The organism is Maribacter dokdonensis DSW-8 (genome assembly GCF_001447995.1).
In the GTDB taxonomy this organism is placed as follows: Bacteria; Bacteroidota; Bacteroidia; order Flavobacteriales; family Flavobacteriaceae; genus Maribacter; species Maribacter dokdonensis.
The window spans coordinates 1650098-1664729 of record NZ_LDPE01000001.1 but is presented as its reverse complement, the minus strand read 5'-3'; the positions used below and the strand labels follow the sequence as shown (position 1 = coordinate 1664729).

The following is a 14632-nucleotide window of genomic DNA, read 5'->3' as shown; positions in this document are numbered from 1 at the left end:
ATAGATATTCGCTACATCTAGAAAGCCATCAACATAATATATAGTTGATGGCTTTCTAAATATTGTTATGCTGTTAAATCACTTCGCAAACAACTGTCCCATATCTTTAAAAGCTTTAAATTCCAAAGCATTACCCGCTGGGTCATAAAAAAACATGGTAGCTTGCTCTCCTGTTTTACCTGCAAAACGCACATAAGGCTCTATGACGAATTGTACACCTTTGGATTTTAGCTCTTCTGAAAAGCTTTGAAATGTATCCCAAGGTAAAACAACTCCGTAATGCGGTACGGGTACATCATGACCGTCAACAGGGTTGTGATGTACGGTTTCGGTTTCAGATTTAGGCTTGTAGTGTATCACCAATTGATGTCCGAATAAATTAAAATCCACCCAGTGGTCGCTACTACGGCCTTCTTCGCAATTCAATATTTCTCTGTAAAAAGTTCTACATTCCGCTAAGTTGTGTACAGGAATGGCAATGTGAAAAGGTGTAACGTTTTGCATATTCAGTTGTTTCTTAATGCTGAAATTAACTCTTTTTTATTCATTTTAGAACGTCCTTCAATACCAATTTTCTTCGCTTGTTCGTAAAGCTCATCTTTTGTTCTGTCTTCATAAGTAGATGCTTTACCACCTTTTTTGCCCGCATTTTCAGTATTGGCGATTCTAGCTGCTTTTTCCTTGCTATAGCCCTTGTCTACCAATGCTTCATATTGCTCTTCGTTTTTAATTTGCGGTATGTTATTTGATTTTGCCATTTTTTATTTTAAAAATAAATAATTAATGGTCTGTGAACGTGCTGTATACAACAAGAAATTACTCCGCTAAAAAGGAAATTATTTTGTCGTTGACCTCATCTTGGTGCATGGAGTGTCCAAATCCCTCAGTGCTTATAAATTCACTCCCTTTCCAATGTTTATGTACATCAACAGATGCATGGTAAGGTGCAATTTTATCAAATCGATCATGAAAGAGCAATCCTTTTTTAGTATTGTTCTCAACAAATTTGGCACTTGAAAATTCATCTGTTGTAAAATTGAATTTTTTATGTACAAATTTTTTGAGAGCGTTAACGACCTTACTGTTTAGACCAAGAAGGTTTTTGTAATGCGTTAGTATTTCATGAAATTCAGAAGGTGAACCTATGGTTACCATTTTTTCTAAAACTAAATTTGGATTTTGATACTCATTGTACAAAATGGTCATACCTCCCATAGAATGCCCTATAGCAATTGTGGGCTTGTATTTTTGTAACATGACCTGTACAAATTCAGCGTATAATGGGGCATGAAGTATTTTCCCTGTAGAATATCCATGTGCAGGGGCATCAAATGCAATGATATTGTAATTTTCCTTTTGTAGTTTTTCAATAAGTTTATGCCATCGCCATGTATTGCTTTCCCAGCCATGTACCAATAATACTGTTTCATTATTTCCAGGCCAGTTATAAACTTGTATTTTGTGATCACCCGTGGTAACGACTTCTAATTTGGCATTGTCCAAGTATTGTTTTTGATTTGGCAAGACCCTGCCTTTTCGTACGGTTGCAAATACCGTAAAAGCTTTGTAGGCAGTTTTCTTTGGAGCAAACCAAACTAGAATATTAAAGTATAGACCGTATAGTTTAGGAATAAGTTTTTGAAGAAATAAGGGCACCTATGAGTTTTTTGAAATTAGTAAGTATTGATGTGGTAATCACTGTTTATTTGTAGGGTATACTGTTAGTCCCAGCCAATCATCATATATTTTACTTTTGCGTTATCAGGTATTTGTACTTCCTCAATATTATTATTGGCATTATATCTAAGGCTTTCGGGCAACTCTTTTTTATCTATGGTAAAATAAAGGTCATTGTCTTTTAACAATACCACTACATTGTTAAGAGAAGTAATAATCTTTTTTATGGAATAGTTTTCGCGAATCTCTTTAAATGTGCTCATTTTAGAGATGCCCTTGTCGGTTTCAAATCTTTCATCGTTAACAAGTACGTTTTGTATAGTGGCTATACTATCGTTATTAGGTGTTAAGGTCAATAGCAAAGCCCCACCTTTTTCATAGATTTTGATTTTACTGGCGCCATTGCCAAAATTTAGTTTAACGGTATCTTGAACTACAGAGTCTTTTTCAAAAATTAACTCTATATCTCTTGCCAAGCTTTCTTTTGATAATTTGCCAACTTGGTTGCCGGTAATTTTAAAATCATTATTCTGTTGATCGGCACAACTAGTTGCTAGTATGCAACAAATAATCAATATAAGGGTATATCTAAACTTCATAGGTTATCTCATCACTTTTTTTAATACTCCAAGTACACCTCTTATAAACGTAGCGCTGGTTAACACCTTTATTACGGGGTTCTGTCTGGTACTGGCTCTTTTGGTGGTCTTGCGCGCAGCCGGTTTACTTTTTTCTTTTACTGCTAACTTTTCGGCAGTTTCAATTTTTTCGTTCAAAATTTCATAGGCACTTTCCCTATCGATTATTTCACCGTATTTCTTAACCAATGAAGAGCTGTTGACTACTTCGTCCAATTCTTTTTTTGTTAAAACATCCATACGGCTCATTGGTGCACGTAGTAAGGTTGCGGCAAGTGGGGTAGGTCTACCTTTTTCATCTAAAGCTGAAATTAATGCTTCGCCTATACCAAGGGAAGTCAACACTTCTTTAGTATCGTAATGGTCAGATTCCGGGTAGTTCTCTGCCGTTAGCTTGATAGCCTTTCTGTCCCTGGCGGTAAACGCTCTTAACGCATGCTGAACTTTTAGCCCTAATTGAGATAAGACATCATTTGGTACATCTGTAGGGTTTTGGGTTACAAAATATAAACCTATTCCTTTTGAACGAATTAGTTTTACAATACTCTCTATTTGATCTAACAGTGCTTTTGAAGCTTCCTTGAAAATAAGGTGGGCTTCATCTATGAACAAAATTAATTCTGGTTTGTCACTATCACCTTGTTCAGGGAAGGTATCGTAGATTTCTGCAAGTAAGCTCAACATAAAAGTAGAGAAAAGCTTAGGTCTATCTTGAATATCGGTCAGTCGTAAAATATTGATATAGCCTCGTCCTTCATCATCTATTCGGGTAAGGTCGTTTACATCAAAAGATTTTTCACCAAAGAACAATTCAGCACCTTGCTGTTCCAGCTCAATGATTTTTCTAAGAATTGCACCGGTAGAGCTTGTGGATATTCTACCATATTCCTTGGTGAATTCTGCTTTGCCAGTACCCGTTGCGTATTGTAATACCTTTTTAAAATCTTTTAGGTCCAATAGGGGCATTTTTTGGTCATCGCAATATTTGAATACCACGGACACAATACCAGATTGCGTTTCGGAAAGGTCTAGTATTCTTGATAACAGCACAGGACCAAATTCGGAAACTGTGGCTCTCAATTTTACGCCATCTTGCTCTGATAACGAAAGTATTTCTACGGGAAAACTATTGGACTCAAAAGGGAAGCCTATTTTTTCATGGCGCTCGTCTATTTTTGCATGACCGGGACTAGGTTGTGCCAATCCACTTAAATCACCTTTAAGGTCCATCAACATTACCGGAATACCCTTGTCAGATAAATTTTCTGCCAAAACCTGTAATGTTTTTGTTTTTCCTGTACCGGTAGCTCCGGCAATAAGCCCGTGCCTATTCAAGGTTTTTAAAGGTATTTTTACGAAGGCATTTTTTACGGCTTCACCATTTAACATGGCAGCGCCCATATTTATATAATCGCCCTTTGTGGCATATCCTTTTTCTATATGGTCAAAAAAATCTTCGGTACCGGCCATTTTCTATATTTTCGATAAAAATAGGGCATTTTTCACCAAACCAAAAAACAACATCACCCTTAAATATCACTACTTTTTAACATTGTACGCGCCTATAGTACTAGTCTAAGGCAGAATTAACCATCATGTTCTTCTTATATAAATTGTGAACTAAAGCGTATCTTTGCCGAATGAAAAATGAGGAGGTACTGGAGAAAGTGAATAAAGGGGTGTATTTACCCTTAATGGAAGAGTTTTATACCATACAGGGTGAAGGATTCCATAAGGGAACTGCAGCTTATTTTATTCGTGTTGGCGGATGCGATGTAGGCTGCCATTGGTGTGATGTGAAAGAAAGCTGGAATGCAGAAACACATCCGCCTACGGCCATTGAGCATATTGTGGATAATGCTGCCAAATATTCAGATACCATTGTCATTACCGGAGGAGAGCCATTAATGTGGGATATGAACCCCATTACCAAGGCCTTAAGGGAAAAGGGGCTAAAGACCCATATTGAAACTTCGGGTGCATATACCTTATCGGGTGAGTGGGATTGGATCTGCCTGTCACCAAAGAAAAATAAATTACCGGAAGGTCGTATCTATGACGAAGCGCATGAGCTTAAAGTAATTGTCTATAACAAACACGATTTAATTTTTGCCGAGGAGCAAGCAGCCAAAACCAATGCAAATTGTATTTTGTACTTACAGCCCGAATGGAGTGTTAGAGACAAGGTGGTTCCAATGATTGTAGATTATGTAATGAACAATCCTAAATGGAAAGTGTCTTTACAGACCCATAAATACCTTAATATTCCTTAACTGATTTTTTGCTTATTGGCGACCGCCATTTGCTTGTATATCTAACAAACATTCTGGGTCTAAACCTACTGTGGCAACACCTTTTGCAGTGTTTTGCTGTAAAAGATGTAATACGGTGGCTCCAGATAAAGTACAACCGGATGTTATACCGGCCTCATACTTGGCCAAAGCATTTGAGGATAAAGATTTTCCTGATGAACCTCCAAATTGTAATTCTGCTCGCATAAGGCATCCCTCTTGATTACAATGGTTATCACCCACTAATTGACCATCTTCGTTTTCAGATTGAGATTGGTGGTCATTGACCATTTCAGTACCTAAATCCACTAACCCGAACAAATGCCCAAATTCATGGTTTAGGGTAGTTGTCTCCACATCGCTCTCGTTGATCGACGAACTTAAACTTGCCAATTCCCTAACGGTTACCTCATGAATGATCATTGAAGTGTTTCTATATACCGAACCTAGGGTTACTAAACCTCCATCAAGATCATCACCTTCCGCAGGGGCATCGGCAAAATAAATATAAATTGCCAAAGTGCTGCCCGTATTGAATACGGTTCTGTTAGAAGTTTCTAAATCTGCAATTTCTTGAAGGGTAAGTTCGTCTTCTGACGGACTGGATAGTTCATTGTAAACCAATTCAATATCTTCTTTGAACGTATGCTGTTTCAAGTAATCGGTGAATTGGGTCATAGCTGACTCCGTTGGTCTGAAACCACTTACGTAAGCTATCTCTATTAAAAGTTTGTCAAAATTGTCATTTGAAAGTATATCAAAGGCAGAATCTCCTGTTGCCAAAAGATTACCGCTCTTATCCACTTGTGTTGTAGCGTTAACATCTTCAGAATCAGAAGAGCTTTTAGAGCAAGAAAAGGTAAATAGTAGAATACCTAACAGCAATAAACCTTTGTATTTGGTCATAATAATATATGTATGCATAGGATAACGAAAAAAAAGTTGACCTATTACTTCATATGGGTCAATCTTGCTAAATAGTCGTAATGTTCGCCTTCCATTACAAGATTACATGTTAAATTGCTATAATTTGCAGCCCTTTGTAGCGTGTTGTAATCAACATAGAGCCAAGGGAAAGTAGCGCTTTTTTCGTTTTTATATTCCATACTAAAGTTCACTTCACCGTAGTAATTAACATTATCGGGTATCCAATATCCACCATCTTCGTCATTTTCGAACATGTAGATAATATCGCTGGAGTCTAAAAGAATTTGTCCGTTCTCATTAAGTAGTGACTTTAACTTATTGAAAAAGGGTTCTAAGCCGTTTAAAGTACCTGCTAAACCAACGCCATTCATCAAAATGAGAATAGTATCGTACTTATCTCCTTCGTATTTTAAAAGTTCTGAATGTGCGGTGCTTTTAAGTCCACGTTGCTTGCTTACGGATATTGCACCTTCCGATGCATCTAAACCAGTGACCAATAGACCTTTTTCCTGTAAATATAGACCGTGGCTACCTGCGCCACAACCAACGTCCAGAACCTTGCCTTTACATAATTTCAGAGCTTTTTGTTCAATTTTAGGCATTTCCCCAAAATTTCTGAACATATAGGGTAATGGTAATATATCTTCTTCTTCAAGCGAAGAATAGGTGATGATATCTTCTGAATAATTACCTTGTTGATAATCTAAGAGCGCTGTTCCTAAAATGTCCTTGTCCAAAATTCTAGTATTTCTGTCTGCAAAAGTCTCGCTTTTTGGTACTACTTTCCTAGTTTTGAAGAATTAATTTGATACATGGAAGAGGTTTTACGTCTATTGCCCAAAAAGGCAAGGGAAAAACATAATGAAAATAAAAAGTTCTTTGCCAAACTAAGGAAAAAACCGCCAAAGGATTTGGACTATACCATGCAAGAACTGCATGAGGCGGAGTTTGAACGTACCGATTGCCTAACCTGTGCCAATTGCTGTAAAACTACAGGGCCATTGTTTACCAACGCAGATGTGGAACGAATTTCAAAATCTTTCCGAATGAAACCACAGAAGTTCATTGAAAGCTATTTGCGAATAGATGAGGAGAACGATTATGTGTTACAGCAAGTACCATGTACTTTTTTGGGAGCGGATAATTATTGTTCTATCTATGATGTACGCCCAAAAGCATGTCGAGAATTTCCGCATACGGATAGAAAGAAGTTTCAGCAAATTAGTAATCTTACCTTAAAAAATGTGGCTATTTGTCCTGCTGCTTATAATATTGTAGAGGAGATGAAGAAGTTGATGAAGTAAGTAGAATATTGAAAATAAATTAAGATTGCTAGTTGATATAAATAATCCAAGAGTAAAATGTTACCAATGCATGAGACCTTCAAGTACCTGTATTTGTGAACATATTAGTGCCGTAAAAACTAAAACACGTTTCATTATTTTAATGCACCCTAAGGAGTATAAAAAGGAAAGGAACGGTACAGGCTACATGACGAATCTTCAACTTGAAAATTCTGAAATAATAGTGGGCGTAGATTTTAGTGATAATACTCGTGTAAATGAATTACTGGACAGTAATGAAAATTCATTTTTACTTTACCCGGGTAAAAACAGTTTTAACCTATCTCAAAGAAGTAGTGCTGAAATGCATAATTTTATAGGCAAAGGTGCAAATATCTTCATTCTCGATGGTACCTGGCCCTGTGCCAGAAAGATGCTTAAATTGAGTAAGAACTTGCAAAAGTTAAATAGGGTTAGTTTTGATAATAGCATAGCATCAAAATTCATCATCAAACAACAACCAGAAGCACTTTGTCTTAGCACCATAGAATCGGTCTATACCGTTTTAAACTTGTTGAATAAAGGAACGATTGAGCAATGTGAAACGGCGGACTTCCTAGTCCCGTTTGAAAAAATGATTGAACATCAACTTGATTATATGCTAAACCCAAATAGTAAAAATTATCGCTATGGTGCTAGTTTAGAGATTGCTCCCAAAATCAGGTATAAGACAAATACCGAAAGAAATGTTGTTTTTGAATTAGATTAGCTAATAGTTTTTTATTTACCTCAGATATACTATTCAACCAAAACTTTATTGATGAAACGTACCCTTTATTTTTCTTTATTGATGATTTCCTTATTGGCAACCTATACTTCCGTTGCACAAGAAAATTTTAGAAATACTGAGCTTGTAAATTCTGTTTTTAATGCCCTGAAAACTCAGAGTGAAAAAGAATTTTTAAAAATCTTACCTACTAAAAACGAAGTGGAATATTTGATTACAATGGTCAAAAATGCTCAACCTAATGAAAATATTCCTTCAGTAGATACCATAATTTCAAGCTTTGAGATTAAAGCTATCGAGAATTTTAAATACATTAGTAAAAGAGGAAACTCTTTCGGGGTATTGTGGAAAGATATATTTTTAGAAAAAGTAAGTTATAAAAGTAACCCTGACCATAACGTACCTATTGAAAGAGGAAGTATTACTATGGAATGTTCAAGTAACGATAAGAAGTTTCTGATCGTTTTAAAAAAGTCATATAAAATACAAGATACTTGGCGGGTAATGGACCCAATAAAGTTTACCCTGTTGTAAAATTCTAATTTTTTAATGTCATTAATTCAAGGATGACATGGTATACGTATCCTGTATTTGTAGCGGGTTAAATCAATAAAACTTTATTATATTACGTAATTAATTGCAAAATCATTAGAATTTGAATATTTTACTGATGATACTATAATTGAGTTACAGGTTGATTTCTGCAGTTTATAATTTAACTACTTACTTATTTAATGGAACAATTAATAACCTATTTTGAATCGATACCTGCTGCACACCGCTCTTTAATTTTGGTGGGTGGTATTACTTTTTTCTGGATACTGGAAGGTATTGTCCCCTTATTCAATGGTGCTTATAATAAGTGGAAACATTCCGTACCCAATTTCTTTTTTACCTTGACCACCATAATCGTAAACTTTCCGTTGGCATTCTTTCTTTTGAAAACGTCTGACTGGGCGGTTGCCAATGAATTCGGTATCATTAATTGGTTGCCAGAAATGCCATTATGGGCGTATGTGTTTTTAGGTGTTGCCTTGCTTGACCTTATAGGGGCATATTTGGCGCACTTGGTAGAGCACCGTGTAAAACCGTTGTGGATGGTTCATTTGGTGCATCATACAGATCATAATGTGGATACTACTACAGCAAATAGACATCACCCTTTAGAAAGTTTGATCAGGTATATGTTTACCCTTGTTGGGGTTTTTATCGTTGGTGCGCCTATAGGGATTATAATGTTGTACCAAAGTTTATCTGTAGTATTGTCGCAATTTAACCATGCGAACATAAAATTGCCAAAAAGTGTGGACAAAGCAATTAGCTGGGTGTTGATTTCGCCAGATATGCATAAAGTACATCACCACTACGTGTTACCATATACAGATTCTAATTACGGTAATATTTTTTCTTGGTGGGATCGTTTGTTCGGTACGTACATGCATTTAGATCGAGAGAAAATTATCTACGGCGTTGACACTTTTCCTGATGAGGTTGCCAATGGTAAAATTGGACCATTGCTAAAGTATCCTTTTGTTGGGTATAGAAAACCTACCACAGATGGTAGTAACCTAGCAGACGTTGTAAATGAACAGCCTTTAGTAAAGTAGATATTTTGCCCTTATTTTTTTAAACTTTTCAATGTCTTTTTGCCAAGTCGCTTTAATTTCGGCATTGGTAGCACCGGCTTCAATTTGTTTTTGAAGTCTATTGTTGCCTGCGTGTTTGGTAAATCCGCTCGTTAAAAAGAATTTACTTTTGTCCAAGGTATTGGTATAGGCGTCAATAATAAAATCCATCGTTACTTGGTTCATTCGTTCGGTTCTCGATAAATCTTTGCCATAACAAAGTTTTCCCTCTTCCTTTGGGTATTTAGAACCAAAATTTGGTTTGGGAGTATAGGTGAAATCATACATTTTTGAATCTAAAAATGACGCTCCATAACGTTGAAACTGAAACTCCGTTCCACGCCCGGAATTGATATTGGTGCCTTCAAACATTCCTAAACTTGGGTATAGGGTAATTGAAGTATCGTTAGGCAAGTTTGGCGAAGGTCTAATTGGTAAACTGTAGAACATGTCATGCGCCCAGTTTTCAAGAGGAATTACAGTTAGATTTACTTTTTTATTTCCTTCAAGCCACATTTCTTCATTGATCATATTTGCATATTCACCAATGGTCATACCATACACCAAAGGTATTTGTGTCATGCCAAGAAAAGAAGTGTGTTCTGCTTCCATCGTTGGGCCATCTACATAATGTGCGTTCGGGTTTGGTCTATCCAATACCAAAACGGGAATACCTTTTTCTGCACAAGCCTCCATCACTAATTGCATGGTAGAAATATAAGTGTAAAAACGAACGCCCACATCTTGTATATCGAACAGCACTAAGTCTAAACCCTCTAATTGATCCTGGTTTGGTTTTCTATTTTTTCCATGTAAGGATATCAGTTCTAGCCCTGTCTTTATGTCTTTACTATTGTTCACGTGTTCACCGGCATCAAAATTCCCCCTAAATCCGTGTTCTGGGGCAAAAACGTGTTTGATGTCCACACCTAAAGATAGTAGGCTATCAACCAAATGGGTGTGACCTTCAGGTTTAAAAATGACACTGGTCTGGTTGGCGACAACGGCTATTTTTTTTCCTTTTAAAATTGGTAGATAGGCTTCCGTACAGTTAGCGGCTACAACTATTTCTTTTTTCTCTTGTACTATTTGTGGCTCGGTTTGGCTTTGCGTGCGCTCGGCTACATTTTCGGAATCGTTTCCGCAAGTAGCCAATACCAAAAACCATAATAAAACTGTACTTTTGAAATTGGATAAAAATAACATCATTTGAATCTAGAATATTTTATCGCCAAACGGCTTATAAAGGGTAAGGAGCATAAAATTAGTATATCCGCACCAATAATAAAAATAGCTATTGCCGCAATTGCTATTGGGGTGGTTATGATGTTGATCGCTATTGCTACGGGGTTGGGTTTAAAAGAAAAAATCCGTGAAAAAGTGACCGCTTTTAACGGTCACGTACAAATCTACAATTACGATAATAATAATTCTGAAGTATCTGTGGTGCCTGTGAGTACGGAACAAGAGTTCTATCCGGATTTTAAAATGGTAGATGGGGTGCAGCACATTCAGGCGGTGGCCACCAAGGCAGGTATTATAAGAACGGAAGATACTTTTGAAGGTATTATTGCCAAAGGTGTTGGTAAGGATTACAATTGGAAACCGTTTGAAGAGTTTCTTATTGACGGGGTATTGCCAGATTATTCCGGGGAGTTGAATTCAGATGTGCTGATTTCCAGGATAATGGCAAATCGACTCAATTTTAAAGTGGGCGACTCGTTTTTCACCTTTTTTTTACGGGATGATGCAGCGGATAAAATTCCCAATCAACGTAAGTTCACCATTACGGGTATTTTTGATAGCGGATTTGAAGAGATTGACGGACTCTATATTTTCACCGACATAAGGCATATTCAACGCATGAATAAGTGGGAAGATACCGAAGTTGGTAATTTTGAGATATTCTTGAACAGTTTTGATGATATTGATCAAAAAGCAAATGAGATTTACGGAGAAACGGTTGCTAGTTTAGATACCAAGACCATAAAAGATAAGTACTATAAAATTTTTGAATGGATCGGACTTTTTGATTTTAATATTGCCCTGATCATAGGCATTATGATTATAGTTGGCGGTATTAATATGATTACTGCATTGTTGGTGCTTATTTTAGAACGAACGCCTATGATCGGTATATTAAAGGCATTAGGTACCACAAATTGGAGTATTAGAAAGGTTTTTTTATATAATGCAGCTTATTTGATTGCGGTAGGTTTGTTTTGGGGCAACCTTATTGGTTTGGGTATTATCATTATTCAGGATCAGTTTAGGGTATTTAAATTTCCAAATCCAAAGGAGTATTATATTGAATACATACCCGTAAGTATAGATCTGTGGACTATTCTTCTTTTAAATGCGGGTGTCTTGTTATTATGTTTATTGATGTTACTGATTCCATCATATATAATTACCAGAATTACACCGGTAAAGGCGATACGATTTGAGTAGTATATTATAATAAGCTTGTTCCATATTTAGTTTAGGTTAAATCCCTTTTTGGTAAATTTGGTGTAAAACAGACCACATGCATCAAAAGTTACTTTTTACACTATTTACATTGTTGTTATTGACCACTAGCAATGCGCAAAAGCTTTCTAGGAACGAAAAGAAGGTTGTAAAATCAATCGAAAAAAATAATGCCCAGGCAATTTCATTCTTAGAGAAAGTCGTCAATATCAATAGCGGAACTTTAAACCTTAAAGGGGTAGAAATGGTAGGAAAAGAGTTTGCTACTGCTTTTACTGAAATTGGTTTTGAAAGTACGTGGATTCCTATGCCCGAAGAAATGAATAGAGCGGGACACTTATTTGCAGAGATCAAAGGGACCAAAGGAAAGAAATTATTATTAATAGGTCATTTAGATACGGTTTTTGAAGAAGATAGTCCGTTTCAAACATTTAAATTGGTGAACGATTCTATTGCCCATGCGCCAGGAGGTAATGATATGAAAGGTGGCAATGTCATTGTGCTCTATGCATTAAAAGCATTACGGGAAAACGGATTGCTAGATGATGCCCAGATTATAGTAGCTTTTACCGGAGATGAAGAAAGTACTGGTAGTCCATTGGAAAAAAGTAGGCACGATTTAATTGAGGCAGCCAAACGAAGTGATATTGGTCTGGGTTTTGAAACTTCTACAGGTTTCAATTATGCTACCGTTGCCCGTAGAGGATCATCTGGCTGGAAAGTTGAAGTGGAAGGTAAAAGAGCGCATTCATCGGGTATTTTTAGTGAAGACACGGGTGCAGGTGCCATTTTTGAAATGTCAAGAATATTGAACGGTTTTTATACCGATGTTAAGGGAGAAGATTTATTGACCTTTAATCCTGGAACTTTAGTGGGAGGAACGTTTGTTGAATTTGATGAAATGACCAGTAAGGGTAGTGTGTTCGGTAAGACCAATGTAGTAGCGCAAAAAGCAGAGGTGCGTGGCGGATTGCGTTTTATATCCGAAGAACAAAAAGAACGTGCCCGTGACAATATAAGAGCGGTTGTTGCCAACAATTTACCACATACATCGGCAAAGGTGACTTTCAAAGATAGTTATCCGGCAATGCAGCCTACAGAAGGAAATAAGGCTTTGTTGGCAAAGCTAAATCAAGTAAGCCTTGATTTGAAACAAGGTGAGGTAATTGCATATGATCCCGGTAAAAGAGGTGCAGCAGATACTTCTTTTGTAGCGGAATATGTAGATTGTTTGGACGGGTTGGGTACTATGGGAAATGCAGCCCATACTCCTGAGGAAACCGTGAACTTGAAAACGATAGAAGCATTAACAAAAAGAACGGCATTATTAATTTATAGATTGATAAATGAGTAATATAACAACATTAAAAGTAGGAGAACATCAGGTTAAAATTGACGCTGGAGAATTGGTAGGCTACCAAGTTTCTGGTCATGAGTTTATGCATCAAAAAGGTAACCCTGGTTGGCGAAGTGTAGACACTGAAATGTTTCCGTTGATCGGTCCTACCAATGAAGCGGACTTTAAGGTAAATACTCCAAAAGGATTCGCTACCCAAGATCAACATGGTCTATTACGTGAAATGGAATATGTACTTACGGATAGCACTGATAGTAAAGTCATATTTTCTAAAACATATAGCGCGAATACGGAGATTTTAAACTCTAAATATCCAGCAAAATCAACTGCCGAAAAATTGAGTTGGCCTTATGATTTTGAGTTCGTAAAAACACTTGAATTGGTGAACAATACTTTAGAAGTTACGTTTTCTATTTCAGGAGAAGAAGGTATGCCTTTTATGTTGGGTTATCACCCGGCATTTATGCTACATTCAGAAAATGCCGTAATCTCAACGGGCAATCAAGATATAACTATTCCAGAGGTAATGGCAGTGGGTAGTAGGGCACTACAAGTGCCTAAAACGGATACCATTATTTTAAAAGATGAGAAATCCATTCAAATAACATCTGAAGGATTTAGCCATTTTATGCTTTGGACAGAGGTGCCAAATATGGTTTGCATAGAGCCGATTACCTTTTATCCATATGCCGTGGCACAACAGAATTTAGCGGAAGGATTTATGGTGATAAAAGATGAGCCTGCCATTTTTAAGGTAAGCTTAAAACCATTGTAGTCAAAAATTACCGTTAAGAATAGATGTATGTGTTATGATGTGAAAACCAGTTTGGAAGCGCAGCTAAAAAGAGCGAAACGTAATCAAGATTTAAAGGCAATTGAAGAAATTGTTGAAAAATTAGGGCCGTTGACCGATCTACCGCTTCATCATGCATCGGGGTTTTCACATCCAGATGTGTTGATCTACACTAATCAAGATCGTTTTTATCCCATAGTAGCTACTTGGGGGTTAATTCCGCATTGGGTAAATAATGTGGATCAACAAAAGAAAATTTGGAACAGTACATTAAATGCTCGGGTAGAAACCATTTTTGAGAAACCTGCTTTTAGAGATGCCGCCAAGGAGAAACGTTGTGTACTTTATGTGGACGGATTTTATGAGCATCATCATTTTAAAAATAACACCTATCCATTTTTCATCCACCGAAAAAACAGTGAACCATTAGCTTTGGCTGCATTATGGTCTGAATGGATACACCCTGAACATGGTGGTACTATACATTCTTTTTCAATTGTAACCACTGTTGGTAATGGCATGATGGCTAAAATTCACAATAACCCTAAATTAAAAGAACCCCGCATGCCATTAATACTATCCGATGATTTGGAAGAGCAATGGCTTTCCTCACATTCGGATTTTGAAAAGGAGTTGAAAGAATTATTGAACAGAAATGACAAGGTGGAATTAGAGGCACATACCGTGGGCAAGCTTCGAGGTAAAAATTATGCAGGCAATACCGCTTCAATTGCCGATGAGGTAAAATACATGGAACTTGAAACTAACGGATTGGACTTTTAGAA

General features: G+C 36.8%; 17 protein-coding genes. 9 read left to right on the top strand and 8 right to left on the bottom strand.

The genetic code is table 11. From position 1 onward, the window contains the following. Positions 1–78: 78 nt before the first annotated feature. The 5 genes from I600_RS07260 to I600_RS07240 form a co-directional block, all read right to left on the bottom strand. On the bottom strand, positions 79–504 hold the full coding sequence (locus I600_RS07260) for a VOC family protein (protein WP_058103790.1): 426 nt from the start codon (positions 502–504) through the stop codon (positions 79–81). 2 nt (positions 505–506) lie between these two features. After that, positions 507–758, bottom strand: coding sequence for a DUF7218 family protein (locus tag I600_RS07255; RefSeq protein WP_058103789.1), 252 nt, complete (start codon positions 756–758; stop codon positions 507–509). Positions 759–816: 58 nt separating this feature from the next. Next, on the bottom strand, positions 817–1656 hold the full coding sequence (locus tag I600_RS07250) for an alpha/beta fold hydrolase (protein WP_058103788.1): 840 nt from the start codon (positions 1654–1656) through the stop codon (positions 817–819). Between the two features lie 65 nt (positions 1657–1721). Beyond that, positions 1722–2276 (bottom strand): hypothetical protein, encoded by a 555-nt coding sequence (locus tag I600_RS07245; protein WP_058103787.1) that lies wholly within the window; start codon positions 2274–2276, stop codon positions 1722–1724. Positions 2277–2279: 3 nt separating this feature from the next. Continuing rightward, on the bottom strand, positions 2280–3785 hold the full coding sequence (locus I600_RS07240) for a helicase HerA-like domain-containing protein (RefSeq protein ID WP_058103786.1): 1506 nt from the start codon (positions 3783–3785) through the stop codon (positions 2280–2282). Positions 3786–3955: 170 nt separating this feature from the next. Here I600_RS07240 and I600_RS07235 point away from each other — a divergent pair, with 170 nt between their 5' ends. Continuing rightward, the gene (locus I600_RS07235) at positions 3956–4588 is read left to right on the top strand and encodes a 7-carboxy-7-deazaguanine synthase QueE (RefSeq protein WP_058103785.1); all 633 of its coding nucleotides are present in this window, start codon (positions 3956–3958) and stop codon (positions 4586–4588) included. A gap of 12 nt (positions 4589–4600) precedes the next feature. Here the strand turns inward: I600_RS07235 and I600_RS07230 are convergent, their stop codons facing one another. Continuing rightward, positions 4601–5512 carry a hypothetical protein gene (locus tag I600_RS07230; protein WP_058103784.1) on the bottom strand — a complete coding sequence of 304 codons (912 nt, stop codon included), beginning with the start codon at positions 5510–5512 and terminating at the stop codon, positions 4601–4603. Positions 5513–5556: 44 nt separating this feature from the next. Next, entirely contained in the window at positions 5557–6270 is a 714-nt protein-coding gene (locus tag I600_RS07225) for a class I SAM-dependent methyltransferase (RefSeq protein WP_058103783.1), read from the bottom strand. Between the two features lie 75 nt (positions 6271–6345). On the opposite strand from I600_RS07225, the gene I600_RS07220 reads away from it, so the two are divergent. From I600_RS07220 to I600_RS07205, 4 genes are all read left to right on the top strand, one after another. After that, the gene (locus tag I600_RS07220) at positions 6346–6837 is read left to right on the top strand and encodes a YkgJ family cysteine cluster protein (protein WP_058103782.1); all 492 of its coding nucleotides are present in this window, start codon (positions 6346–6348) and stop codon (positions 6835–6837) included. Between the two features lie 25 nt (positions 6838–6862). Next, positions 6863–7585: a tRNA-uridine aminocarboxypropyltransferase gene (locus I600_RS07215; protein WP_262493595.1), complete on the top strand. Its 723-nt coding sequence runs from the start codon at positions 6863–6865 to the stop codon at positions 7583–7585. Between the two features lie 51 nt (positions 7586–7636). Then, on the top strand, positions 7637–8137 hold the full coding sequence (locus tag I600_RS07210) for a hypothetical protein (RefSeq protein WP_058103780.1): 501 nt from the start codon (positions 7637–7639) through the stop codon (positions 8135–8137). A 200-nt stretch (positions 8138–8337) separates the two neighbouring features. After that, complete coding sequence (locus I600_RS07205; RefSeq protein WP_058103779.1) at positions 8338–9210, top strand: sterol desaturase family protein; 873 nt, start codon at positions 8338–8340, stop codon at positions 9208–9210. On the opposite strand, the gene I600_RS07200 is transcribed toward I600_RS07205, so the two are convergent. Beyond that, positions 9199–10434, bottom strand: coding sequence for an exo-beta-N-acetylmuramidase NamZ family protein (locus I600_RS07200; RefSeq protein ID WP_058104313.1), 1236 nt, complete (start codon positions 10432–10434; stop codon positions 9199–9201). The two genes, I600_RS07205 and I600_RS07200, sit on opposite strands and share 12 nt — an antisense overlap. Before the next feature lie 3 nt (positions 10435–10437). Here I600_RS07200 and I600_RS07195 point away from each other — a divergent pair, with 3 nt between their 5' ends. The 4 genes from I600_RS07195 to I600_RS07180 all read left to right on the top strand — a co-directional run bounded on the left by I600_RS07195 (position 10438) and on the right by I600_RS07180 (position 14630). Then, positions 10438–11679 carry an ABC transporter permease gene (locus I600_RS07195; protein WP_058103778.1) on the top strand — a complete coding sequence of 414 codons (1242 nt, stop codon included), beginning with the start codon at positions 10438–10440 and terminating at the stop codon, positions 11677–11679. 76 nt (positions 11680–11755) lie between these two features. After that, positions 11756–13051 (top strand): M20/M25/M40 family metallo-hydrolase, encoded by a 1296-nt coding sequence (locus I600_RS07190; RefSeq protein ID WP_058103777.1) that lies wholly within the window; start codon positions 11756–11758, stop codon positions 13049–13051. Continuing rightward, positions 13044–13829, top strand: a complete 786-nt coding sequence (locus I600_RS07185) for an aldose epimerase family protein (protein WP_157490852.1) — start codon at positions 13044–13046, stop codon at positions 13827–13829. Before I600_RS07190 ends, I600_RS07185 begins: the two co-directional genes overlap by 8 nt. Before the next feature lie 27 nt (positions 13830–13856). Then, positions 13857–14630: an SOS response-associated peptidase gene (locus I600_RS07180; protein WP_058103776.1), complete on the top strand. Its 774-nt coding sequence runs from the start codon at positions 13857–13859 to the stop codon at positions 14628–14630. The last annotated feature ends 2 nt before the right edge of the window (positions 14631–14632 follow it).

Excerpts from the sequence above, each read along its gene's own strand:
- I600_RS07260 (WP_058103790.1), bottom strand. The coding sequence starts at position 504 with ATGCAAAACGTTACACCTTTTCACATTGCCATTCCTGTACACAACTTA.
- I600_RS07255 (WP_058103789.1), bottom strand. The coding sequence starts at position 758 with ATGGCAAAATCAAATAACATACCGCAAATTAAAAACGAAGAGCAATAT.
- I600_RS07245 (WP_058103787.1), bottom strand. The coding sequence starts at position 2,276 with ATGAAGTTTAGATATACCCTTATATTGATTATTTGTTGCATACTAGCA.
- I600_RS07240 (WP_058103786.1), bottom strand. The coding sequence starts at position 3,785 with ATGGCCGGTACCGAAGATTTTTTTGACCATATAGAAAAAGGATATGCC.
- I600_RS07235 (WP_058103785.1), top strand. The coding sequence starts at position 3,956 with ATGAAAAATGAGGAGGTACTGGAGAAAGTGAATAAAGGGGTGTATTTA.
- I600_RS07230 (WP_058103784.1), bottom strand. The coding sequence starts at position 5,512 with ATGACCAAATACAAAGGTTTATTGCTGTTAGGTATTCTACTATTTACC.
- I600_RS07220 (WP_058103782.1), top strand. The coding sequence starts at position 6,346 with ATGGAAGAGGTTTTACGTCTATTGCCCAAAAAGGCAAGGGAAAAACAT.
- I600_RS07210 (WP_058103780.1), top strand. The coding sequence starts at position 7,637 with ATGAAACGTACCCTTTATTTTTCTTTATTGATGATTTCCTTATTGGCA.
- I600_RS07205 (WP_058103779.1), top strand. The coding sequence starts at position 8,338 with ATGGAACAATTAATAACCTATTTTGAATCGATACCTGCTGCACACCGC.
- I600_RS07200 (WP_058104313.1), bottom strand. The coding sequence starts at position 10,434 with ATGTTATTTTTATCCAATTTCAAAAGTACAGTTTTATTATGGTTTTTG.
- I600_RS07190 (WP_058103777.1), top strand. The coding sequence starts at position 11,756 with ATGCATCAAAAGTTACTTTTTACACTATTTACATTGTTGTTATTGACC.
- I600_RS07185 (WP_157490852.1), top strand. The coding sequence starts at position 13,044 with ATGAGTAATATAACAACATTAAAAGTAGGAGAACATCAGGTTAAAATT.
- I600_RS07180 (WP_058103776.1), top strand. The coding sequence starts at position 13,857 with ATGTGTTATGATGTGAAAACCAGTTTGGAAGCGCAGCTAAAAAGAGCG.